The following is a 23,499-nucleotide window of genomic DNA, read 5'->3' as shown; positions in this document are numbered from 1 at the left end:
GTTTGCAATAAATGCGTAAATTGCATCAATGGATTTACAGCAGATTAAATATTTTTTGGCTTTGGCCCGCGAACTTCATTTCTGGAACACTGCCGGAAAAATGAATATTACACAATCGGCACTCAGCCGCCAGATTCAGTCTCTTGAGAATCAGCTTGGCGTGCAGTTGTTTGAGCGTAACAAACGTAATGTCAAACTTACTGCCGCCGGCCAGTTCCTAAAAGAAAAATGGGAGGTCGAATTGAGTAAACTGGAGTTTATTCATCAATCTGCCCGCCAGATTCAGTTGGGGGAGAGTGGTACGATTACCATTTCTCATCCCGATTCTATTTCGGCTTCTCTTATGCCCGAAATTTTGTCGCGTATTTCAGAAGCTTTTCCAAAACTAAAAATCAAACTGGTTCAGGTGCTGTACGAGAATCAGCAAGATTTTCTGCGAAATTATAAAATAGATCTGGCGATTACCAGAGATATTAATAATGCAAAAGACATTCAATCCCAAAAAATACATACCGATCATTTGGCGGTTGTGGTTCCAGCAGATCATCCGTATCAAACCCCTGAGGATCTGACTAAAGAAACGCTTGCGTCTCAGAAATTTATTTTACCAACCAATGATGAAGGCAGCAGTTACAGCGATATTATCCGAAGATTGTTCCATTCTTTGGAGAACGCGCCAGAAGTATATCTTCATTCTGAATTTGGTTCTTCTATAATCGCTTTGGTTCGTAAGGGACTTGGAATCGCGATTTTACCCGATTCGTATGTCTTTCATGAAATTCCAGGAATCCGATTTATCAAATTACCGCTCGAAACCGATTTATATGTCAATTGGAGAACGGAAGATCATAATCCTGTGCTTTCCAATGTTTTAAAATTGATTATTCCGTAAACCTTTAAGCTCTTAGCATTCCGATATGCGGAATTCCGTCTTCATCATACACTTCACCTTGTTCTACAAATCCCAAAGATTGATAAAACTTGGATAAATGGTATTGCGCACTGATTCGGATTGGACCTTTTCCAAATTTTTCTTCACATCCCGCAATCGAAGCTTCCATTAGTTTTACTCCTAAACCTAATCCGCGATGCGATCTTGCAATGACAACTCTTCCGATCGAAACTTCATCATACGATACTCCTTTTGGAAGTAAACGGGTCACACCTGCCAATTCGTTATCTACATAGTACAACAAATGAAAAACTTTCTGGTCTTTATTGTCTAAATCGAGATAAGCACAATTTTGTTCGACCACAAAAACGTCGCTTCTTAATCGAAGCATATTGTACAATTCGTGATTGGTTAATTCGTCAAAAGATTTAATGGAATGGCTGAATGTCATTTTTTTATTTAGGCTTTAATTTTTGACAAAGATAAAAGCCTGAGTAATGATATAAAATGCTATTTTTTTATCATGTGATGCTGGAATTGCATTAGTTGTTTCAAGGATTAACTTTGTCAAAGTTTTAAACTTTGACAAAGTTCAAGCAACAGTTTGTCATTCCGACGAAGGAGGAATCTCCGCAAGTAGCTCCCTGCAGAATAGTTGCCAATCTTTGTAGAGTTTCTTGTGGAGATTCCTCCTTCGTCGGAATGACAAGATTGGGAAAATTTCTATGTGTTTAAAAACAAAAAAACTTTGTCAAAGCTTTAAAACTTTGACAAAGTTGTATCCAAATTCGTGTAGTATATTTTTAGTGAGAAACTGCCTTTAACCCAACAATAGAACCAACTAAAGTTGCCAAGAAAAACAATCTCCAGAATGCTGCCGGTTCTTTAAAAATAAAGATTCCTACCAAAACAGTTCCTACAGCACCAATTCCTGTCCAAACAGCATAAGCAGTTCCTAACGGAAGCGTTTCTGTAGCTTTCATTAGTAAAAGCATACTAATGGTTAAAGATATAAAGAAGCCAATATACCAATAGTACATTTCGGTACCAGTAGTTGCTTTTGCTTTTCCAAGACATGATGCGAAGGCTACTTCAAATAGACCCGCGATGATTAAAATAATCCAGTTCATATAGTTAAAATTTTGTGATGCAAAGTTCTTTTATGGAAATCAGAAAAAAATTAACAAATGATAAAAAATGAAGTTATTTTACTACCATTGAAATAGAACAAAATTTAATTTTAACACATAGAAACATAGATTTTTTAATTGCTCCTTTTATAAGATTGGAGAAAAAGCTAGCTTTCACACATAGCTATGTGTATTCAAATTAGTGAAATGCCTTTTTTAAAGTTTCTAAAAGCTATGTTTCTATGTGTTGAAATAATTTCTATCGTTGGTGTTACTTTATTTCTGCACGTATTCTGCTTAAACTGACTTGCGTAATTCCTAAATAGGAAGCAATATGTCCTAGTTGAACTCTTTGCAATAATTCAGGATGATCTTTCATTAATTCCAAATAACGTTCAGACGCATTTTTGAATTGTTTAGAAATTAAGCGTTCTTCGGTTTTTATCAACTCTTTTTCAGCAAATTTTCTTCCCCAATTGGCTATGTGAACATCTTCATTAAAGAGTTTTCTAAGATTTTCCGTTTTGAGTTCATACAATTCGCAGTCTTCCAAAAGTTCGATGGTTTCATAACCAGGCTGATCTTCCACATAACTTTTCATCGAAATAATGGTTTCGCCTTCTTTTCCAAACCAAAACGTAACTTCATTATCTCTTTCTACATAAGCTCTAACTAGTCCTTTCTTTATAAAATAAATATTCGATTCTATTTTATTGGCTTTTAGCAAAATGTGCCCTTTAGAAAAGGCTATTTCTGTAACATTGTTTTGCAGAGCAAGTTTAGACTGCTCGGGAAGTTCGTATATAAGATCAAGGATTTTGGAAATATCCATTTTTTGTTTTTTGGAATAAAGATAATAGTTGTTAAGTGTAACCGAAAAATTTCGATAAAAAAAACAATAGCTTTCCTGTTGAAGGGCAAAAAAAATTAACGCAAAGTTCGCAAAGACATTTTATTCTGAGACTAATCCTAATCGATATTTTAAGTTCGCAAAGCTTTGCGAACTTTTTCATTGTAGTGATTCTAAAAAAACTTTGCGCACTTTGCGTAAAATCTTTTGCGGACTTTGCGGTAAAATATATGGTTTTTATCTATGTGTTAAAAATAATTTAGTCCTACGGGGCATGTTTTAATAAAAAAATCCCATTTCAAAAGAAATGGGATATAAAACAACCTCTGCGATGAGCTATTATAAACAGAAGCCATTTTTGACCAACATATAAACTAATTTATTCCTCCTCCTAAAGCCTTATAAAGCAATACTTGTGAGTTTGCATTTCGAAGTTGGATATCAACAAAGTCCAATTCGGCCTGCAATTTATTTTTTTGTGCATTGATGATTTCCAGATAATTAGCATAACCGCTCAAATACAAATCGTTGGAGACATTTACGGCAATTTGGAGATGATCAATTTCGTTTAATTTATATTTTAAAACATCTTCGTAAGCTTGATTTCTATGCAATAGAGCACTTAACTCGTTGAAAGCTGTTGTAACCGTATTTTGATACTGCAGAAATGAAATTTCCTGTTTTCTGTTGGAAACATAAAATTCTTGTTTAATCTGTCCTTTGTTGAAAACGGGAGCTGTTAATCCGCCCAATATCTGCCAAGCGAAAGAACCAGCATCAAAGAAAGTGTTGAACGAAAACGAATTGAATCCTGCATATCCGCCCAAATTCACAGTTGGAAAAAAAGCGGCACGAGCCGATTTGGCATCTGCATTACTGGCTAATAATTCGAAGTAAGCTTCAGATACATCGGGTCTTTTGTGAATGATAGAATCCACGCTGATTTTTTGGTTTAAAACCTCCAAATGTCCAGATAAGAAATCACTGCTTCTGTCAATTTTTCCGCCATATTCGCCTAAAAGTGTCAATAGCGCTTTTTCGGTCTGATCAATGCTTAATTTTAATTCTGACGCTTCGGCGTGAATGTTATTGTTTTGTGCATTAAACTGCTGTACAGCTAATTCTGTTGCTTTTCCAACCGATCTTTGTGCTGAAACAATATCAAGCGCTTTTTCTTGCGTTTTCAAGTTATTATCGTAAATCGCGGCTTGTTTGTCTAAAGCGATCAGTTTGAAATACAAGTCGGCAACATCTCCTAAAAGACGCGTTTGCAGCAAACGCATTCCTTGCTGAGAAGCAAAGAATCGTTGTTGAGCTGCTTTTTTACGATTGCTTAATTTGCCCCATATATCAGCTTCCCAAGAAACTTTGGCTCCTAAAAATAGGTTAGGAGTAACATCTTCGTTGATTCTTTGTTTGTCGCTAATATTTTGAGAAAAATTGGTATCAAAGTTACCAACTCCATCCATTGTATATTTTCCGTAATGTGTTCCAGAAGCATCGGCCACAAGATCTAAAGAGGGAAGAAGTGCTAGTTTTGCTACTTTTAAATGCGAATTGGCAATTAAAATTCTTTCCTGCATGATTAAATAGTCAGGATTCTTGGTAATGGCTTTTTTTAATAGTTCCTCTAATTTTGGATCTTTAAAAAATGTCTCCGTTTTTAACGGAATAAAAGGCTGAGCCTCAGTTGAAGCTTCTTTTTTCTCCCTATCAAAATTTTCTGGAAGCTTTGCTGCATCTAGTTTGTTACTGACTTTTGGCGCCGAACAAGCCGTTAAAAGTAAAACTCCAGTTATTACAACGGCGCTTTTGGTTGTCCTTATCACATCAGTATTTTTATATTGATTTAATATCTCTTTCATTGTTTAATTTATTTGTTCAATCTTCTGTGTATTTTTTTATTTAACACATAGAAACATAGATTTTCTTTTTTTTGAAAAAGGAGTTGAAAGAAACTAGTTTCTAACACATAGCCTATGTGTGTTTATGCTAGTGAAACGCCTTTTTTACGCTTTTTAAATCCTATGAATCTATGTGTTTAAAAAATTACCCATTAAGATTTGCTCATTCGTTTTTCCAATTTTGCAAACAGTATGTACAGTCCAGGAATGATTAAAAGACCAAATACAGTTCCAATTAACATTCCTCCTGCAGCTGCTGTACCAATCGAACGGTTACCAATTGCACCTGCACCAGAAGCGATACACAACGGAATCAATCCTGAAATAAAAGCAAAAGAAGTCATCAAAATCGGTCTGAAACGAAGTCTTGCTCCTTCAATTGCTGCTTCGACAATATCACGTCCGAGTTTGTTCTGCGCCATAGCAAACTCTACAATCAGAATGGCGTTCTTGGCGAGCAGACCAATCAACATGACGAGCGCTACTTGGGCATAAATGTTATTGTCCAGCCCCACCATAACAAGTGCAATGTAAGAACCGAAGACTCCAACTGGAAGACTCAACAATACTGGGAACGGAAGCAATAAACTTTCGTATTGTGCCGCCAATAATAAGTATACAAATAGTATACAAAGCGCAAAAATGTAGATCGTCTGGTTTCCTGATAAAATCTCTTCACGCGTCATACCTGACCATTCTAGTTCAAAACGGCTAGGAAGTTTTTCCGCTGCAATTTTTTCAACAGCAGCAATGGCATCTCCAGAACTGTACCCTTCAGCAGGTTCACCGTTAATCATAGCCGACATATACATGTTGTAACGTGTTAAAACCTCAGGTCCGTACACTCTTTCTAATTTGATGAAAGTAGAAAACGGAACCATTTCGCCAGCTTCATTTTTCAAATACATATCCAAAATACTTTCTGGATTTTGACGAAATTGCGGACTTGCCTGTACCATTACTTTATACATTTGAGAAAAACGAATAAAGTTGGTTGCATAAAAAGAGCCTAACATGGTTTGTAAAGTCGACATGGCATTGTCTACTGAAATTCCTTTTTTAGCCGCCAAATCATAATCAATATGGATTAAATACTGCGGAAAAGTGGCATCAAAACTCGAGAAAGAGTTCTGAATTTCTGGCGAAGCATTTAGTTCTTTGATGAATTCTTTGGTTACTTTATCGGTATTGGTAATACTTCCTCCAGATTTATCCAGTAAACGAAGCTCAAAACCGCTGGTATTACCAAAACCTGGAACGGTTGGCGGCGCAAAAATCTCGATTTGCGCATCGGTAATGTTTTTGGTTTTTTCTGTAAGTTCGGCCATAAATTCGGTAACCGAAATATCACGTTCGCTCCAGTCTTTTAAGTTGATCATTCCCATTCCGTATGAAGCTCCAGCGATTTCAGTTACAATACTGTATCCAGCAAGAGTTGTTACGTTGTCGACACCTTTAATTCCGCGAGCAATTTTAGTTACTTCGTCTAGGGCTTTTTCAGTACGTTCTACTGTTGCTCCTTGCGGTGTTGTAACACTTACGTAAACCATACCTTGGTCTTCAGTCGGGATAAATCCAGATGCCAAAAACTTAGTTGTTCCCCATGTTAAAATACAGAATAACACTAATATACCAACTGTAACGGTGCTACGATCGGCAAACTTCACCAATACTTTGATGTATTTTGAAGTAATATTATCGAACCAATGGTTGAATCTATTAAAGAATCTGTCTAAAAGCGATTTTTTCTCTTTATTTGGATCGTGTGCTTTTAACATAATAGCGCAAAGGGCAGGAGTAAGGGTAAGGGCGTTAATACCCGAAATCACAATACTAATAGCCATTGTTAAAGAAAACTGCCTATAGAAAACCCCAACCGGACCGCTCAAGAAAGCAACGGGAATAAATACGGCAGCCATTACGATTGTAATTGCGATAACGGCACCTGTAATTTCTTTCATAGCGCTAATGGTAGCTTCCATTGGCGACATATGTTCTTCGGAGATTTTTACGTGAACGGCTTCGACGACAACAATGGCGTTATCAACCACAATTCCGATAGAAAGTACTAAAGCGAAAAGCGTTAATAAGTTGATCGAGAAGCCCATCATCGACATAAAGGTAAACGAACCAATAAGTGCGACAGGAACTGCCAATACAGGAATCAAAGTCGATCTCCAATCCTGAAGGAAAAGGAAAACGACAAATGCCACCAAAATAAAGGCTTCAACTAAAGTTCTTAAAACCTCGTGAATAGAAGCGTCAAGGAAACGCGAAACGTCATAAGCAATGTTGAATTCCATTCCAGGAGGAAAAGAAGAGCCTTTTAATTCGGTCATTTTTTCTTTTACGCTAGCAATAACCTCAGAAGCATTTGAACCCGGACGCTGTTTTAGCATGATTGATGCCGAAGGTTTTCCGTCGGTTTTAGAAACCATTCCGTAACTCATCGCACCAAATTCGATTTTCGAAATGTCTTTTAATCTTAAAATAGTTCCGTCTGAATTGGCTCTTAACGGAATTTCTTCATATTGTTTTGGCTCGAAGAATTTTCCTCCGTATTTAATTACATATTGTAATTGATTGTTCATTTGTCCTGAACCTTCACCAACTTTACCTGGCGCGGCAGAAATGTTTTGTTTTTGAAGTGAATTAATCACTTCATTTGCCGAAATATTATATGAAAGCATCTTTTCTGGATCTAACCAAACACGCATCGAATATTCTTTCTGACCCATGATTTCGGCACGTCCGACACCATCGATACGTTTTAATTCCTGAAGGATATTAATATCGGTAAAGTTGAAGATAAACTGTTCATCTTGCGTTTTGTCGGTACTTGTAATGTTCAAGTACATCAACATACTGTTTACCTCTTTTTCGGTTGTAACCCCGGCGCGAATTACCTCTTCTGGAAGTTCGTCCAAAATCGTGGTAACCCTATTTTGCACGTTTACGGCAGCCAGATCGGGATCGGTTCCTACTTCAAAGAAAACCTGAATTAAGGTCAATCCATCGTTGGATGTTACGGTTGACATATACGTCATTCCGGGTACACCATTGATAGCTCTTTCTAACGGAAGGGCAACGGCATTGGCCGAAACCTCTGCGTTTGCTCCTGTATATTTTGCTGTAACGGTTACAGACGGTGGTACAATGTCTGGAAATTGGGTAATGGGAAGCTGAAACAACGCCAGCAATCCCAGAAGGACTATCATAACCGAGATGATTAATGACAATATTTTCCTTCTGATAAATAACTCTATCATTTTAAATTTTTTAGATAAATAATTAAATAACTGTTTTGCAGGTCAATAACCTACATTTGTTTCATGTTGATTTTATCGCCGTCTCTCAATGATTGCGTACCTTCTTGCACAATTAGGTCGTCGCTTTTTAGACCTTCATTCAAGATATACACATCATCTAGAGTCGTTTCGATTGTAACATTCGTCATTTTAACTACTCCATCTTTGTTCACGCGGAAAACGTATTGTTTGTCCTGAATAGAAAAAACAGCTTTCTGCGGAATTAAAATTGCATTGGTTTTTGGCTCTGAAATAATTAGTTTTCCAGAAGTTCCGTGTTTGATAAATCCTTGCGGATTATGAAATTTTGCTTTGTATTGAATAGAACCTGTTTGTTTGTCGATATCTCCATCAGCAGTTCTTAATTCTCCTTTTTGATCGTAAACTTGTCCATTTGGCAATACCAATCTAATATCGCCCTGCGTGTTTAAGGTTTTGTCTTCCATCATTTGGAAATAAGTGTTCTCTGGAATTGAGAAATAAGCGTACACATCGTCTAACTGAGAAACAGTAGTCAATAATGAACCATTTTCTACTAAACTTCCTTCTTTAAACGGAATACGGTCAACTGTTCCGTCAAATGGCGCACGGATTGTGGTAAAACTAATCTGTTGGTTGATTGCTTTTCTTTCTGCAGCAGCGTGAGCCAATTTCGCGGAAGCGGCATCATTTTTTGCTTTAGATAATTCTAATTCTTTGTCTGCAATTACTTTTTTATTAAAAAGGGTTTGGGCCTGTTCTAGTTCTACAGTTGCAATTCTTAAATCGGCTTTTGCACTTTTGTAAACGGCTTCGGCTTTTAGCAATTGAATCTGAAGTTCAACATCGCTTATTTTAAAAAGGATTTGCCCTTTTTTTACTTTTTGTCCTTCGCTAACGTAAACTTTGTCTAATAAACCAGGAATACGCACGTGAATTTCCACATTGTTTTTAGCATGTACATCGGCAACAAACTTGCTCGAAACTATGGTGTCTTTTAGAGTTACCTTATAAACAGGAAACGTTTTTATGTTGTTAGAATCTTTTTTTGATTTATCTCCGCACGAGACTAAAACGAATAAAGCCAAGGTGCATAAAAGAAATGGATTTTTATAAATGCTCATCATTAGGTTTAAATTTTTGAATAAATAGATTTTCTCCCTTGATACTAAAATATCGGGAGTATGAATTTGGATTCTGTTTTCGAAAACAATCGAAACAAAAGATAAAAATGGATTTTGGATGCTTCTCTGTTAGAAAAGTACCGTTTTGAGAATGTTTTTATAGCAATAGTAACTCTATTGCATAAGCAAATGAGATATTATTCTAAATATAAAAACGACAAAAATTTAAAGTCTAGAAAAGCTGATACAAATGAAGATGAGGATGTCTTTCGATGTGGTATATTGAAGCTATACCATATATTAAAGTCTCTTTATAGACTTTGAAGTTGACTAAATTGCTAAAATACGGAGCTTTAATCGTACTTTGTTCCAAAGTAGTCGCTCTGCATTTCATTTTCTTTTTGAGCTTATAATGAACTTCTAGATTTTTAGAAGAAGAAAAGTCAGAAGAAAAAATCTGCGTGTCGTCTGCTGCAACACTATCTAAGGTAATGCAGTTGCTAGCACTATAAATCGGCGAATACGTCTCGGTACCTCTAAAAAAAGAAAGCAACGATAGTAAAACGACATATATGAACTTGGTGGGTTTCATTTACAGTACAGCAGATTATATAATTTTGTTCCTTAAAAAGAGGGAATATATTTGTTTAAAGTGCGCCAAATATAGTAATTTGAAAAGTAAGGTTTCTTAAAATTTTTCTAAAAACCGTGAGATTTAAAAATTTGATAATATTTGAAGTTGGTTTTTAGGGTTTTAATTTTTTAGTATCTTCCTTATTAATAAGTTAGTATCGATTGGATTTTGAGAATTTAGTAAAAGAGTAAACTTTTTTATCTTTGCGCTATAAGAATATAAGGAAGCAAACTTTGTTTCCCATAATAAAAAGAATACCACGTGAATTATTTAAAGCTTTTTGGAACAAAATTAATGCTATTGATGACTGTAATTAGTTATGGACAAAATCTAGAAAAATTAATAAAAGAAAACATTGCAAAAAGAACCGACACTTTGGTTCATTTCAAAACAGACTCGCCTTATAATTACATGCCTGTAACGATACTTTCTGGAAAAGAAAAGGGACCTGTTTTTACCATTATTGCGGGAATACATGGTTTTGAATATCCGCCAATTACAGCAGTTCAGGAATTAATCAAAGAAATCGATCCCAAAAAGTTGAAAGGAACTTTGATTGTGGTTCCAATTACCAATGTCGGTTCATTTTATAAAAGAACACCATTTGTAAATCCGTCAGACCATAAAAATTTGAATAATGCTTTTCCAGGCTCAGAAACAGGAACTATTACAGAACAGATTGCTAATTATATCACCAAGCAGATTATTCCTCAATCAGATGTTTTTTTGGATATTCATGGAGGCGATGCCAATGAAGATTTGCTTCCCTTTGTGTGTTACTACAATAATACATCAGAAGAAAAGAAAACGCTTTTAAGCAGTAAACTTTCAGAGATTTCAGGAATCAATCATATTGTTTCTTATCCGTACACGATTACGAAAACCGAACCTGCAAAATATGCTTTCAAACAAGCTTCCCAAAACGGAAAAACAGCTTTAAGTATCGAAGCTGGAAAATTAGGAAATGTACAGACAGAAGCGGTACATTTGATTAAAAAAGCAGTTTATAATATGCTCAATTACATGGAAATGTACAGCAACGGAATAGCTTCTGCGAAAAATCCATCAGCCGTTTATTTGAACAATCAGGAGTATGTAAAAGCAGAAGTTGCGGGAATTTTTAATAGTACTTTAAAAAGCGGAGATTACATAAAAAAAGGCGATAAAATCGGATTTGTTTCTAATGAATTTGGAAAGGTTTTAATCGAAATTAAATCACCCGCAACTGGAATTGTTTTATATAAAATTGGAACTCCGCCAGTGAATAAAGGTGAGACTGTTTTTTGTATTGGATATTAAAGCAAAAATATTCTTATAACGCATTGTGGCGATATTAAATAAGTAAAAAAAGCTGTCACTCAATAATTCTAGAAGAAGTCCTTGCTCTGCAAAGAGTTTCAAACTTAAATTAAAAAGCTGCTCAAATGTCTCTGACTTTGCGCAATTTTTTTGGTCTTAGAATTTCTAAACGTAATAAAAGTCTCTGACTTTTTACTATCACATCTTAAAAACTAAAATCACTCCAAAATACTAGAAGAATCCTTAATCTCAAAATCGGCATATTGCCAAGCATCATCATAAGAGGTTTTAATTTTTAAAGCCTCTTTTTCTTTTTTCTGCGCAACTAAAGAGTTGTAAAGTCCGATTAAGGCGAAGCCGTTTTTTGGGAGCGTTTGTAAATCTTGTCTGTAGATTTTTTCTGCTTCGATGTATTTTCCAGCTTTTAGTAAAACTGTGCCTAAATAATGTCTAATAGAGAAAAACCAATCCGGCGGTTCGTTGTAATTTAACTGATCTTCAATTGTTATTGCTTTGTTTAAAAGAACAATTGCTTTATCCAGATTATTCTTTTTGGCTTCAACTCCTGCTGAAAGTACATTGGCAGCAATTTGAACAAGATCGTAAGTGGTGTTGATATTCCAAATAGTAACCTCTTTTAAGGTTTTATCTTTGGCTAATTGATTAAGAGACGCGAGCTGTTTTTCGGCATTGGTAATATCATTTTTTCCGAGATAAGCCATTCCTTGCGCATAGTGCCAAATAGCATTCGGGTATACAAGATCTTTTTCAGGTTGGGGAATCTCCATAATTTTATCCCACATCGAAAATTTTACAGCGATATAATACGGAATGCTATAATAATGCTGTAAAGTGCCCCAACCAGCCTCACGCATAATTTTGGGAGACATATGCTGTTGTAGTACTTGAGCCGATTTCCAAGCCAATTTTGAATTTCCTTCTAAAGCAGCGGTAGCCACCAAAAAATGATAATTGTGCGGATAATAGGCTAGAGGATAAGCGCCTTGTGCATTGCAGGCTGTAGAATACAAACTATCAATTCGAACCGCTTCAATGTTGGAAAGCGTGCCTTCATGATAATCTCCCGTACGAATGTAAATATGAGACGGCATGTGCACCAAATGCCCCGAACCTGGAACTAAAGTTTCTAGTAATTTAGCACTTTTAAGTCCGTTTTCTGGTTGGGCGGAAGCTTCTACGGCATGAACCAAAAAATGATGAGCGCCCGTATGCTTCGGATTTTTTGTAATCAATTCGTTTAAAACAGCAAGTATTTCGGGAGTCCATTTTTTAGGTATTCCGGTGCCTTTTTCATACAAATCCCACGGATGGAGATTCATTTGAGATTCGGCGTAAAGCGCGCCAATATCAGGATCTGAAGGAAACTGAGCGTATACTTTTTTCATCGCTTTGGCATAAGCTATGTCAAGTGGTTTTCTATCAGCAGGCGGATTTTTAACATAACGGACTAATAATGCATCAATCATAGCGATTTCTTTCGGAGAACATTTGGCAGAAAGTTTTTTAGCTTTTTGAGCCGCATCATAAGCACGCTGAAAATTATCTTCTTCCATTCCGCCATTATAATTTGGGCCGAGAACATACGCAAATCCCCAATATGCCATGGCACAATTCGGATCTAAACGCGAAGCTTCATAAAATGATCTGGCAGCTTCGGCATGGTTGAATCCGTAAGCGAGCATCATTCCTTGATTGAAATATTCCTGTGCTTCTGGATTATTGGTTGTAATTTTAAACGTTACACCTTCCAGACCTTTAAATTTTGGCGCTTTTTTGTTTTGGGTGTACCAATCTTTATCGTTCGTTTTTGGAATATAGCACCCTTGCGAAGCGCTGACTTTAACTGATTTGGGTTCGGTGTTTTTTTCTTTACAGGAAATAAAAAGAAAAAAAACAGCAATTAGAAAGTAATTATATTTCATTGCAAAAGGAATTTGAAATTATATAATCAGTGTAAAAGCTCTAATGAAGAAAACTAATGCGTATAATCTAATGGGTTGAATAGGAGAGTATTAAATAAAATTAAGTAAAAAAGAAATAGGTTTGTGTAAATATTTGTTTTTCAGTGTTTTGTGATTGTGTAGCTGGGCTTTAGGTTTCACGCAGATTTTGCAGATTTAAGCAGATTCTCGCAGACTTTTTTTTAAATTAATCTGTTTAGATCTGCTTAAATCTGCAAAATCTGCGTGAAAAAAATTATCAAAAAAAAAGGTCTACACTTTTCAGTATAGACCTTAAATTATATAGAAATAAATAATTTCTTAGTTTGTTCCCGCAGCAACTTTATCCACTAAAAACAATAATTCGCCCGAAACTGGTTTAATCAATTGCATTGGGTATAAAGTCGGATTGTATTCTCCAGTTGTCACTTCTTTCAAAGCGTTGATTTTCTTTTCTCCAAAAGCCACCACTACAATTTTTTCTGCTTTATTGATTATTGGAGCAGTAAGCGTGATTCGATACATTTTTTGAGGAGCTAAATAATAAGCATCAACCCATTTAGTTTGCTCTTCAAGAACTGCTTCTCCTGGAAAAAGAGAAGCTGTATGTCCGTCATCTCCCATTCCTAAAAGAATCAGGTCAAATTTTCCTTCTTCGCCTAAAATTTTTCTAATAGACTTTTCGTATTCAGCAGCATATTCTTCTGGTGTAACGCCATCTTTATACATTTCAAAAATGTTCTCTTGCGGAATAGGAACGTGGCTCAATAAAGTCGAATAAGACATTTTTGCATTGCTCAAATCATCATTAAGTGGAACCCATCTTTCATCACCCCAAAAAATATAAACCTTGCTCCAGTCGATTTTGTTTTTGTAAGCATCAGAAGCTAATAATTTGTAAATCCCAGCAGGAGAAGAACCCCCTGTAAGTACAACTGTAAATTGGCCTTTTGCAGCAATTGCTTTTTGAGCTGATTCTACAAAAAGATCTGCAGCCGCAGTATTAATTTCTTCTGTATTATTGTGTATCTGTATCATTTAAAACTTCTTCTTTTGTTTGTGTATTCGGAATCCATTTGTGGCCTTGACGCGCTAACAATTCATCAGCTTCTTCAGGTCCCCAACTTCCTGCTTTGTAATTTGGGAAATTCTTTGGAGGCGTTGTTTTCCAAACTTGCTGAATCGTTTCAATTGCATCCCAAGCTTCTTCTACCTGATCCCAACGCATAAATAGGGTAGGATCTCCCAATAATGCATCTGCAATTAGGGTTTCATAAGCTTCTGGCGACATTGTAGAACAAGAAAAATAATCAAAAACCATTTCAGCAGGTCTTAAAGACATGGATAAACCTGGTTTTTTGGTCATAAACTGCAGTTTAATGTCCATTGAAGGCTGAATGTTGATAATCAATCGGTTTGGTGTCATGCCTTCTTTTCCATATGAGAATGAAGAATGTGGCACTGGTTTAAACTGAATAATGATCGAAGATTGTTTTTCTTCCATTCTTTTTCCTGAACGCAAGTAGAACGGAATTCCCTGCCATCTCCAGTTGTCCAAATAGATTTTCATGGCAACATAGGTTTCTGTATTAGAATCTGGCGCAATGCCTTTATCTTGACGGTAACCCGGAACAGGAACTCCTTTTATTTCTCCAGCATCATACTGACCTCTTACAATATAATGATCAACTTCTTCTGGTTTAATACGTCGAATTGACTTTAGAACATCTGCTTTTCGATTACGAATGTCATCAGCATTTAAAGAAGCAGGCGCTTCCATAGCGGTCATACATAAAATCTGAAACAAGTGGTTCTGAATCATGTCTTTCAATGCACCAACACCTTCATAGAATCCGCCGCGTTCTTCAACGCCGACTTCTTCTGCAACGGTAATTTGCACGAAATCAATAAAATTACGACTCCATAATGGCTCAAACATTGAATTTCCAAAACGGAAAGCCAAGATATTTTGAACCGTTTCTTTTCCTAAATAGTGATCAATTCTGTAAATCTGCTCTTCTTTGAAAGTCTGAGAAAGCATTTCATTCAACTCGATTGCAGAAGCTTTATCGTAACCAAAAGGCTTTTCGATAATAATACGATCTTGTTTCGCATTAGCAGCAAGTCCGATCTTCTTGATATTGCTTGAAATCGTTGAAATGAAAGAAGGCGTAATCGAAAGATAGAAAAGACGATTAGCGCGTTCGCCAAAAGCAAGGTCAAAATCGTTTATTTTTTCGTTTAGTCCAAAGTATGATTCTTCTTTATCGATATCAAGACTGTGGTAAGAGATATGCGAAAGAAACTTTTCTGTTTCTGGATCGTCAACTCCTTTTCTTCTTGAGAACAGATTTAGATTTTCTGCTACATAAGCGCGAAAATCTTCATTGGTTTTTTCAGCTCTACCAAGAGCAATAATCTGAAACTGTTCAGACATGCGTCCGTCAAGGTACAGATTTTGGAAAGCGGGGAAGAGCTTTCTCTTTGCTAGATCTCCAGTTCCACCAAAAATAACAATGATGGTTGGATTCTTTAGTTTATTTTTAGTCATTGTGTGTAGTTGTGTTGCTTTAATTGTTTATTCAGCCCATTGGGTATGGAAAACGCCTTCTTTATCGATACGCTCGTAAGTATGCGCTCCAAAATAATCACGCTGTGCCTGAATTAAATTAGTTGGAAGATTAGCAGATCTATAAGCATCAAAATAAGATAACGAGTTCATTAATCCTGAAACAGGCAATCCTTTTTGAACGGCGAACTGAATCACAGCTCTCATTCCTGCTTGGTTTTCTACTAATTTTGAAGCAATTCCGCCATCCAAAAGTAAATTTGGCAAATCTGATTTTGCTACGTATGCTTTTCTGAAATCCTCTAAAATAGTCGCACGAATGATACATCCGCCACGCCAGATTTTAGCAACTGTCTCTAGATTTAATCCGTAATTGTATTCTTTAGAAGCGGTGTGAAGCTGAGCTAAACCTTGAGTGTAAGTTACCACGATAGAAAAATACAAAGCCGATTTTAAAGCCGCAATGGCTTCGCTTTGCGGAACATTTGTTTCATCAGCGTTCCAAACTAATTTTTTAGCCGCTTCAATTCTTTCTGGTTTTGTTTTAGACATATCACGCATGTTAACCGCTGCGTCGATTGTTGGAACTGGAACTTGTAAATCCATTGCATTTTGCGAAGTCCATTTTCCTGTTCCTTTAGATCTTGCCCAATCCGATATTTTGTTGATTAATTGTGTTCCGTCTTCATCTTTTTGTTTTAAGATGTTTCCAGTAATTTCAATCAAATACGATCTTAAATCATCTGTCTGATTCCATTCAGCAAAAGTTTTCTGAATCGTTTCATCATCCAAGTTATAACCTCTTTTCATTAAGTCATAAATCTCAGAAATCAACTGCATAATTCCGTATTCAATTCCGTTGTGAACCATTTTCACGTAGTTTCCAGCAGAACCATTTCCTAAATATTCAACACAAGGTTCGCCATCTACTTTTGCCGCAATTGCCTCAAAAATAGGGCGTAATCTTTCATATGCTTTCTGATCTCCTCCCGGCATCATAGCAGGACCAAAACGAGCCCCTTTTTCACCACCCGAAATTCCCATTCCAAAGAAGTGGATTCCTTTTTCAGACAATTCGATAAATCTTCTGTCTGTATCTGTAAAATACGTGTTTCCACCGTCAATAATAATGTCTCCTTTATCTAAGTGAGGCAATAAGCTAGCGATAGCGCTGTCAACTGGTTTTCCAGCAGGAACCAATAACATAATCGCTCTTGGCTGCTGAATAAGCTCTACAAAATGTTTTACATCTGTCGTCGCTTCAATAGTGTGGTCGGCATCGGCTTCTTGTTGAAGAGAATTGACTTTTTCGGTGTCTAAGTCTAAACCTGCAGCCGCAAAGTTATGGCTGGCGATATTTAAAAGTAGGTTACGACCCATTACGCCGAGTCCTACAATTCCAAAATCAAATTTGCTCATAGTTTTCAATTAACTAAATTATTAGAAGAATGTTTTTGCAGCAAAAAGTAAGAGAAAGTATGGTAATTCTTTTTCATTCAATGTTTTGCCAAAAAACAATGGTTATTTTAATCTTACATTTCAAAATGTAGAGCGCTAAGTTAGAGAAAAATGCTGAAAAATGAGGGGTAAAATCGTTCAGTTTTGGTCTTTATTGTGATACTTTTTATGTGTAAAAATTACGCTTATTATCGCTGTTTTTCAACTAAATCGTTGTAATACTGCTAATGCCATTTGCGAATACTTTTATTAGCAGCATCTTCATGCTCGTAAGAAAAAAGATGTAAAAAATTATAAAAATGGTTATTGAAAATATAGGAATTGAGGTAATTTTGGAAACCCAATCATTGGATCCAAGATTTAATTCATTAAAGTATTATATCCTTTTTATGCCAAGAAACATAAAGTTTGTTTTTACAGCCATCTTTTTTACCCTTACTTCGGGTATCTTTTTTAAAGCAAATGCACAGTCGGTACTAGAAAATGAAATTTCTATTCAGGCAGATAATAAGCCATTAGGTAGCGTTTTGGACTTAATGGAAGAAAAAGGAAATTTCAGATTTGCTTATTATGGCAAACTAGCTGTAAAAGATAGCGTCGTTAGTATTCATACCGATAATAATACGATAAAAGGAGTTCTGGATCAGTTACTAGGTGCCAAATATGAGTTTAAAGAATCGCCAGGATTTATTATTGTTCGTTATGCTCCTTTGGAACTTGCTCTTGTGTTAGAAAAAAACACTGTTTTGAGTGACGGACAGCAAATTGTAATTGGTTATATTGTAGATACACAAACCAATAATCGTATTGAAAATGTGAGTGTATTAGAGAAGAATGCACTAGTATCTACCTTAACGAATAAAGATGGTTTTTTTGAACTTCGATTAAAAAATGCACCTCAAGCTATAGAACTTACAGCAGTTAAGGAGAATTATAAAACGGTAACGATGGTATTTCTTTCTGAAATTAAAATTCAGATGGGAGATAAAAAGAATAAAACAGATTATATCGATGGCGATTTTTCTGAAATTGAAAGATCAGGAATCGGCCGTTTCTTTATTTCTTCCAAACAAAAAATACAAGCGCTCAATCTGGGAGGATTTATTTCTAAGGTTCCTTTGCAGGCTTCTTTAATTCCAAGTATCAGCACGCGAGGAATGCTGAATACGCAAATTGTCAATAATTTTTCGCTAAATATATTAGGAGGTTATAATGCTGGAGTTCGCGGACTTGAAATGGCAGGACTTTACAATATTAATCGTATGAATGTTGACGCGCTTCAAATAGCCGGAATATTTAATACCGTTGGAGGATCTGTTAACGGAATTCAGTTAGCCGGAATCTATAATAATGTTTTTGGCAATTTAAGAGGATTGCAAGTAAGTGGTATTCATAATAGTGTAAAAGGTTCGCAAGTCGGTTTGCAAATGGGCGGTATCTACAACAATGTATATAAAGATTCTAAAGGGCTTCAAATTGCAGGAATTGGTAATACAGTAAAGGGTTCACAAAACGGATTACAGTTTTCGGGAATTTACAATATTGGAAAAGATACTGTGCGTGGTGCTCAAATTACGGGACTTTTTAATTATGCCAAAGAATTAAATGGAGTACAATTTGGATTGGTCAACATTACAGATTCACCGTCTGGTTATAGTTTTGGTCTGTTAAACTTTAAAAAAGGCGGTTATAAAAAGATTAGTATTACAAGCAATGAGATTTCAGATATAAATGTTGCTGTAAAAACAGGAGACCATAAAATGTATACCATTTTAATGGCGGGAAGAAGCGATAGAAACGATGAAGAAAAGCTATTCTCTTTCGGAATCGGATTAGGAAAGAACATTCCGTTAGGGAAACGTTTCGCTTTTAATCCCGAATTTAGCACGCAGTATCTTTATTTAGGAAATTGGGACATTTATAATTCCTTATCTAAATTTGATTCTTCCTTTTCTTTTCAATTATGTAAAGGTGTAGCGCTATCTGCAGGACCTTCCTTAAATTTTTATTGGTCTGAGAAACAAGATAAAAACGGCAATTTAAATACTTCTGCATTCGTTCAGGATCGTACCAAACGCTATACGATAATCAACAATAACAGCAAAGATATTCTCGGATGGATAGGATGGAGTTTTGGATTGACGCTGTTTTAAAAAATGATAAAAAAAGCCTGTAAGTATTAATTTTACAGGCTTTTTTAAAGCTATGTGTTTAAATCCCATTCTTTTAAGGGTAAATCATCAAAAACATATAAGCAAACAAATTGACTAGAAGCACAACGCCATAAACGATATTTGATTTTCCTTTGCTCAGAGAAAGCATTACCGTAAAGACAGACAGTGCCAAAAGGACAATTGATTTAATATCAAGTCCTAAAACAATTGGAATTCCCATTAGGATACAAACGAGCGCAACAGTTGGAATAGTCAAACCAATACTGGCAAGAGCAGAACCTAAAGCTAAGTTTAAACTCGTTTGCAATCGGTTCTTTTTGGCTGCAATTATCGCTGCGATCGCTTCTGGCAATAAAATGATGATGGCGATTACGACCCCAACCAAAGATTTTGGAAGATTGTGACTTATAATAATAGTTTCGATAGTAGGCGAGAGGGTTTTGGCCAGTAAGACCACAATTCCTAAACTCACTAATAGAAAAACAAGACTCGTATAAAATGTTTTATTATTAATTTCGATCGGATGTGTTTTAGATTCGTCCTCAGTCGTGGTATTGGTTAGAAAATATTGGCGATATCCTTTGGTTTGTGCGAATAAAAAAGAACCGTAAATAACCAGACAGGCAATGGAAGCAAAGATCAATTGAGGCGTCGAATAATAAGATCCGTGAACACTTTCTGTAAAAGTGGGGAAAACCAGCGTAAATACAATAATCGAAATAAGCGAAACCAAACCAATCGTTACCGAAGAAGTAGAGAAATTCTGTTCGTAATGTTTGATGCTTCCAATAAGTAGACACAATCCAATAATTCCGTTCAGAATCAGCATCGTGGCGGCATAAACGGTGTCTCTGGCCAAAGAAGCGGCTTCAGAACCTTCAGAAAGCATTAAAGAAACAATAATAGAAACTTCAATTACAGTAATAGAAATAGCCAAAATTATGGTTCCGTACGGTTCTCCCACGCGTTCTGCAATGATTTCGGAGTGATGTACGGCAGACATTACGCTCAGAATAAGCAATATACTAGCAACAATCTGAAATAAGCTGCTGTCGGCGATCAGTCCGCTAAATAAAAGAACCCACGAAAGGATTGGAATAATGATGGTCCACTGTAATAGTTGTTTCATTTTTTGTAGTTTTTAAAGTTTATACTGCCGATAGGGCCAACAGAATCGGCTTTTGCCTTTTTTGTAAGATAGAACTTTTATAGCTAAAAATGATAAAAAAAAGCATTTTTAAGCGCTTTTTAAGTTTATTTGAAAGTGTTTTGATTCTTTCTATGTGATTTTCTGTTGATAGCTTAAACTTTGTCAAAGTTTTGAACTTTGACAAAGTTGGCTTCGTGTTGATTTCTTTCTAAACACATAGAAACATAGTTTTAGATTTTAGGTAAAGGCGTTTCACTCACATTAATTCACATAGGTTTAAACTTTGACAAAGTTGGCTTCGTACTGAGACTATGTGTTAGAAACTAGTTTCTTTTTAAATTCTTTCTCAAATAAAAAATCTATGTTTCTATGTGTTTAAAATAATTAAGAATTTCGAATAATCTCTTTACGATGCGATTTTCCCCATTTGATCATTTCTTCGATTACAGGGCCAAAAGATTTGCAATACGGCGTCGATTCGTATTTAACCTGAATTTCGGCATCGCGGTCTTCAGTTCTTTTGATCAGCATATTGATTTCCATTTCTTTGAGTTCTCGCGAAAGCATACGTGTCGTAATTCCCGGAATACTGCGTTCGATTTCCCTGAAACGGTTATTTCCGTTACAGATGGAATTAATGATGGGCAAACGCCATTTTCCGCCCAAAACATGTAAAGTGTCCTGAAGCGCTTGTACTTCTTCTTTCTGATTTCTTTCCATAACAAAACAGCATTAGTTTAGAAAATCTACTGGTTACAAAGTTATACCATAAATCTAAAATAATGAAAAAAATAAAGATGAAACGAAATTTAAGCTTCAATAATGCTCAAAATAGTTTTCGGAATTTCAGCGAAAGCTTCAAAAGAGTACGGTTTAATTAAGTAGGCTTTTACGCCCATATCATCGCATTTTTCTTTGTAAGAAGGATTAATGCTTGTGGAATAAACAAAACACGGAATTTTTTTTAATTCATCATTGCTAAGAATTTCTTGCAAAGCTTCAATACCGTCAATAATGGGCATATTGATATCGGTAAGAATAACATCTGGATTTTCGTTCGAACCGTTTTTTAGATAATTAAGCAGTTCCTCGCCATTGGCAACAAGACTGACTTTGCTAAAATTTGGATTTTTGGTAAAAGTTTCTGTAATAACATCTGCATCATCTATGTCATCTTCAGCAATTACGATATGTAAATTATATTTTTCCGGCATTTTATAAAATCGGGAAGTAAAGGTTAAATATGGTTCCTTTGTTCAATGTGCTTTCAACGGTAATATTTCCAGAATGGTTTTCCATTATCTTTTTACAGATCGCGAGGCCAATACCATTTCCTGAGTATTCGTTTCTGGCATGCAGGCGCTGAAAAATGACAAATATTTTAAGCAAATGGCTTTCTTCCATTCCAATACCGTTGTCTTTTATCTGAACCTTTACAAATTTAGCATTTTGATTCGGTATTTCACTATCTAAATTTTCTTCCTGTGAAATTTCTATTATAGGAGCAATATCTGTTTTACTATATTTAATGGCGTTTGAAATAAGATTAGAGAAAAGCTGTCTCATCTGTACGCGAGAAGCTTTAATAATGGGAAGTTTTCCTGTTTTGATAACGGCTTTTTTATCAGCAATAATAATTTCAAAATCCTCAATAACTTCCGAGATGATGGTTCTTAAATCTATTTCTGTTCGTTCTTCCTGCGCGGTATGCGAAGAATACTGCACTAAATCATCTACAAGCGAATTTAATCTTAGAGCCGATAATTTCATCACATTTATAGCTTTTGTATCGGCTTCTTTAAAATAGCTTCCGTCAATTCTGCTGGTATTCATAACAATTTTCCGCAACGGTTCTTTCAAATCGTGGGAGATCACATGAATAAATTCCTCGAGATTACGATTGATTTTATTCAGTTCGTTTATTTTTTCTTCTAATTCTTTCTGATGGCGAATTAAAGCTTCTTCATGCTTTTTCTTTTCGGTCAAATCGGTAATCACAACACCAATAGCTTCTACAGAAGGTTCCAAATCAGTTAAAGCGATATAAGCTGGAAAAGTCTTTTCATTCTCCGATTTTAGAAGTATTTCATGTTTAGTAATTCCATATCTCAGTGCTTCTATAAGAGAAACAAACTGCGTTTGGTTTGTAAAATATTCATAAATGTACGTTCCTGTTATTTTTTCTGAAGGAAGACCGACTAATTTTGAAAATTGCTCATTGCAGTAGAGTATCAATCCATTTCTTGAAATACTCAATGCACCCTGACCGAATTTTTCTATAAGAAGACGATACGTGTAATCGGCAGTTTCTAGAGAATATAGTTCGGGAACTCCATTACTGGTTACCACAAGCGCATCAACATCTCCTTGTTTTATAGCATTAACAATACTGTTTGACTCATAAAGTTCTTCTTTCAATGACTCAATTTCGGCTAATAGAGCGGCAATATTTTTTTTATCTTCCTTCAATTTATTTGCTTATATTAAGTATGTATAATACTTTTTCTTTATCTGATAAATCTCCTAAAATGATTCTTTTAGGTTCTGGATGTGTTTTGATCAAGGTAGGAATGGCTACAATTTGATGAATCACAGCCAGTTCTTTATCACGGCTGATATCAACAATTTCTAATTCATAATTATTGGTGAGATAGGTATCGCAAATTTTGCGTATATTTTCGATTGCATGTCCTGATTTAACAGACATACCTGAAACAAAAAGCATAAACTTATGTTTGGTTGTACTAGTGCCATCAGATGAATCTTCCATGATTAAGAGTTTATAGGTTTGATGTTCAGCCCTACAAGCACTCTTTCTTCATTAGAAAGGTCACCTATAATTTTACGAATAGGCTCGGGAAATTTACGCACCAAAGTAGGTACGGCCAAAATCTGATCGCCTTCTGCCAATTGCGGATTCTTCAGCAAATCGATAATCTCGATGCTGTATTTTCCTTTTAAATGCTCCTCGGCATACTTCTTTATGTTTTCCAGCGCCTTGATCGATTTTGGCGTTTGCCCTGCTATATAAAGCAATAATTGCCATTCGGCTACTTCTTTTTTCATT

20 protein-coding genes are annotated in these 23,499 nt (G+C 35.6%); 3 read left to right on the top strand and 17 right to left on the bottom strand.

What is annotated here, in order from left to right; translation table 11 throughout:
* Window positions 1-28: 28 nt before the first annotated feature.
* Window positions 29-892, top strand: coding sequence for a LysR family transcriptional regulator (locus tag AC3Y25_RS19250; RefSeq protein ID WP_095927506.1), 864 nt, complete (start codon window positions 29-31; stop codon window positions 890-892).
* Window positions 893-896: 4 nt separating this feature from the next.
* Here AC3Y25_RS19250 and AC3Y25_RS19245 read toward each other — a convergent pair whose 3' ends face one another.
* From AC3Y25_RS19245 to AC3Y25_RS19215, 7 genes are all read right to left on the bottom strand, one after another.
* Entirely contained in the window at window positions 897-1,343 is a 447-nt protein-coding gene (locus AC3Y25_RS19245; protein WP_489903852.1) for a GNAT family N-acetyltransferase, read from the bottom strand.
* Window positions 1,344-1,695: 352 nt separating this feature from the next.
* Entirely contained in the window at window positions 1,696-2,022 is a 327-nt protein-coding gene (locus AC3Y25_RS19240) for a DMT family transporter (RefSeq protein WP_111376437.1), read from the bottom strand.
* Between the two features lie 271 nt (window positions 2,023-2,293).
* Window positions 2,294-2,854, bottom strand: coding sequence for a Crp/Fnr family transcriptional regulator (locus AC3Y25_RS19235; RefSeq protein WP_489903851.1), 561 nt, complete (start codon window positions 2,852-2,854; stop codon window positions 2,294-2,296).
* A 392-nt stretch (window positions 2,855-3,246) separates the two neighbouring features.
* Window positions 3,247-4,737, bottom strand: coding sequence for a TolC family protein (locus AC3Y25_RS19230; protein WP_489903850.1), 1,491 nt, complete (start codon window positions 4,735-4,737; stop codon window positions 3,247-3,249).
* A 191-nt stretch (window positions 4,738-4,928) separates the two neighbouring features.
* Complete coding sequence (locus AC3Y25_RS19225; RefSeq protein WP_489903849.1) at window positions 4,929-8,045, bottom strand: efflux RND transporter permease subunit; 3,117 nt, start codon at window positions 8,043-8,045, stop codon at window positions 4,929-4,931.
* Between the two features lie 50 nt (window positions 8,046-8,095).
* Complete coding sequence (locus AC3Y25_RS19220; protein WP_250835869.1) at window positions 8,096-9,190, bottom strand: efflux RND transporter periplasmic adaptor subunit; 1,095 nt, start codon at window positions 9,188-9,190, stop codon at window positions 8,096-8,098.
* A gap of 229 nt (window positions 9,191-9,419) precedes the next feature.
* Complete coding sequence (locus tag AC3Y25_RS19215; RefSeq protein WP_489903848.1) at window positions 9,420-9,779, bottom strand: hypothetical protein; 360 nt, start codon at window positions 9,777-9,779, stop codon at window positions 9,420-9,422.
* A gap of 303 nt (window positions 9,780-10,082) precedes the next feature.
* On the opposite strand from AC3Y25_RS19215, the gene AC3Y25_RS19210 reads away from it, so the two are divergent.
* Entirely contained in the window at window positions 10,083-11,120 is a 1,038-nt protein-coding gene (locus AC3Y25_RS19210; protein ID WP_489903847.1) for a succinylglutamate desuccinylase/aspartoacylase family protein, read from the top strand.
* A 218-nt stretch (window positions 11,121-11,338) separates the two neighbouring features.
* On the opposite strand, the gene AC3Y25_RS19205 is transcribed toward AC3Y25_RS19210, so the two are convergent.
* The 4 genes from AC3Y25_RS19205 to gndA all read right to left on the bottom strand — a co-directional run bounded on the left by AC3Y25_RS19205 (window position 11,339) and on the right by gndA (window position 17,069).
* Complete coding sequence (locus AC3Y25_RS19205; RefSeq protein ID WP_489903846.1) at window positions 11,339-13,063, bottom strand: tetratricopeptide repeat protein; 1,725 nt, start codon at window positions 13,061-13,063, stop codon at window positions 11,339-11,341.
* Between the two features lie 339 nt (window positions 13,064-13,402).
* The gene (gene pgl / locus AC3Y25_RS19200; RefSeq protein WP_489903845.1) at window positions 13,403-14,119 is read right to left on the bottom strand and encodes a 6-phosphogluconolactonase; all 717 of its coding nucleotides are present in this window, start codon (window positions 14,117-14,119) and stop codon (window positions 13,403-13,405) included.
* Entirely contained in the window at window positions 14,100-15,632 is a 1,533-nt protein-coding gene (gene zwf, locus AC3Y25_RS19195; protein ID WP_489903844.1) for a glucose-6-phosphate dehydrogenase, read from the bottom strand. Before zwf ends, pgl begins: the two co-directional genes overlap by 20 nt.
* 27 nt (window positions 15,633-15,659) lie before the next feature.
* Window positions 15,660-17,069, bottom strand: a complete 1,410-nt coding sequence (gndA, locus tag AC3Y25_RS19190) for an NADP-dependent phosphogluconate dehydrogenase (protein ID WP_489903843.1) — start codon at window positions 17,067-17,069, stop codon at window positions 15,660-15,662.
* Window positions 17,070-17,407: 338 nt separating this feature from the next.
* Between gndA and AC3Y25_RS19185 the strand changes: the two genes are divergently transcribed.
* On the top strand, window positions 17,408-19,261 hold the full coding sequence (locus AC3Y25_RS19185) for a peptidase associated/transthyretin-like domain-containing protein (protein WP_489903842.1): 1,854 nt from the start codon (window positions 17,408-17,410) through the stop codon (window positions 19,259-19,261).
* Window positions 19,262-19,334: 73 nt separating this feature from the next.
* Here AC3Y25_RS19185 and AC3Y25_RS19180 read toward each other — a convergent pair whose 3' ends face one another.
* From AC3Y25_RS19180 to AC3Y25_RS19155, 6 genes are all read right to left on the bottom strand, one after another.
* Window positions 19,335-20,411: a calcium:cation antiporter gene (locus AC3Y25_RS19180; RefSeq protein ID WP_489903841.1), complete on the bottom strand. Its 1,077-nt coding sequence runs from the start codon at window positions 20,409-20,411 to the stop codon at window positions 19,335-19,337.
* A 405-nt stretch (window positions 20,412-20,816) separates the two neighbouring features.
* Window positions 20,817-21,152, bottom strand: coding sequence for a winged helix-turn-helix transcriptional regulator (locus AC3Y25_RS19175; protein ID WP_250835887.1), 336 nt, complete (start codon window positions 21,150-21,152; stop codon window positions 20,817-20,819).
* Window positions 21,153-21,241: 89 nt separating this feature from the next.
* The gene (locus tag AC3Y25_RS19170) at window positions 21,242-21,646 is read right to left on the bottom strand and encodes a response regulator (protein WP_427873499.1); all 405 of its coding nucleotides are present in this window, start codon (window positions 21,644-21,646) and stop codon (window positions 21,242-21,244) included.
* A 1-nt stretch (window position 21,647) separates the two neighbouring features.
* Entirely contained in the window at window positions 21,648-22,901 is a 1,254-nt protein-coding gene (locus AC3Y25_RS19165; RefSeq protein ID WP_489903840.1) for a sensor histidine kinase, read from the bottom strand.
* Window position 22,902: 1 nt separating this feature from the next.
* The gene (locus AC3Y25_RS19160; protein WP_281632351.1) at window positions 22,903-23,202 is read right to left on the bottom strand and encodes a circadian clock KaiB family protein; all 300 of its coding nucleotides are present in this window, start codon (window positions 23,200-23,202) and stop codon (window positions 22,903-22,905) included.
* A 2-nt stretch (window positions 23,203-23,204) separates the two neighbouring features.
* On the bottom strand, window positions 23,205-23,498 hold the full coding sequence (locus AC3Y25_RS19155) for a circadian clock KaiB family protein (protein ID WP_095927489.1): 294 nt from the start codon (window positions 23,496-23,498) through the stop codon (window positions 23,205-23,207).
* Window position 23,499 lies beyond the last annotated feature (1 nt).

Source organism: Flavobacterium sp. LK-23 (assembly GCF_058135255.1).
This window is presented reverse-complemented; position numbering and strand designations above follow the sequence as displayed.

Bases quoted from the DNA above. Each gene is read 5' to 3' on its own strand.
- AC3Y25_RS19250 (WP_095927506.1), top strand. From the start codon at position 29: ATGGATTTACAGCAGATTAAATATTTTTTGGCTTTGGCCCGCGAACTT.
- AC3Y25_RS19245 (WP_489903852.1), bottom strand. From the start codon at position 1,343: ATGACATTCAGCCATTCCATTAAATCTTTTGACGAATTAACCAATCAC.
- AC3Y25_RS19240 (WP_111376437.1), bottom strand. From the start codon at position 2,022: ATGAACTGGATTATTTTAATCATCGCGGGTCTATTTGAAGTAGCCTTC.
- AC3Y25_RS19235 (WP_489903851.1), bottom strand. From the start codon at position 2,854: ATGGATATTTCCAAAATCCTTGATCTTATATACGAACTTCCCGAGCAG.
- AC3Y25_RS19230 (WP_489903850.1), bottom strand. From the start codon at position 4,737: ATGAAAGAGATATTAAATCAATATAAAAATACTGATGTGATAAGGACA.
- AC3Y25_RS19225 (WP_489903849.1), bottom strand. From the start codon at position 8,045: ATGATAGAGTTATTTATCAGAAGGAAAATATTGTCATTAATCATCTCG.
- AC3Y25_RS19220 (WP_250835869.1), bottom strand. From the start codon at position 9,190: ATGATGAGCATTTATAAAAATCCATTTCTTTTATGCACCTTGGCTTTA.
- AC3Y25_RS19215 (WP_489903848.1), bottom strand. From the start codon at position 9,779: ATGAAACCCACCAAGTTCATATATGTCGTTTTACTATCGTTGCTTTCT.
- AC3Y25_RS19205 (WP_489903846.1), bottom strand. From the start codon at position 13,063: ATGAAATATAATTACTTTCTAATTGCTGTTTTTTTTCTTTTTATTTCC.
- pgl (WP_489903845.1), bottom strand. From the start codon at position 14,119: ATGATACAGATACACAATAATACAGAAGAAATTAATACTGCGGCTGCA.
- zwf (WP_489903844.1), bottom strand. From the start codon at position 15,632: ATGACTAAAAATAAACTAAAGAATCCAACCATCATTGTTATTTTTGGT.
- gndA (WP_489903843.1), bottom strand. From the start codon at position 17,069: ATGAGCAAATTTGATTTTGGAATTGTAGGACTCGGCGTAATGGGTCGT.
- AC3Y25_RS19185 (WP_489903842.1), top strand. From the start codon at position 17,408: ATGGTTATTGAAAATATAGGAATTGAGGTAATTTTGGAAACCCAATCA.
- AC3Y25_RS19180 (WP_489903841.1), bottom strand. From the start codon at position 20,411: ATGAAACAACTATTACAGTGGACCATCATTATTCCAATCCTTTCGTGG.
- AC3Y25_RS19175 (WP_250835887.1), bottom strand. From the start codon at position 21,152: ATGGAAAGAAATCAGAAAGAAGAAGTACAAGCGCTTCAGGACACTTTA.
- AC3Y25_RS19170 (WP_427873499.1), bottom strand. From the start codon at position 21,646: ATGCCGGAAAAATATAATTTACATATCGTAATTGCTGAAGATGACATA.
- AC3Y25_RS19160 (WP_281632351.1), bottom strand. From the start codon at position 23,202: ATGGAAGATTCATCTGATGGCACTAGTACAACCAAACATAAGTTTATG.
- AC3Y25_RS19155 (WP_095927489.1), bottom strand. From the start codon at position 23,498: ATGAAAAAAGAAGTAGCCGAATGGCAATTATTGCTTTATATAGCAGGG.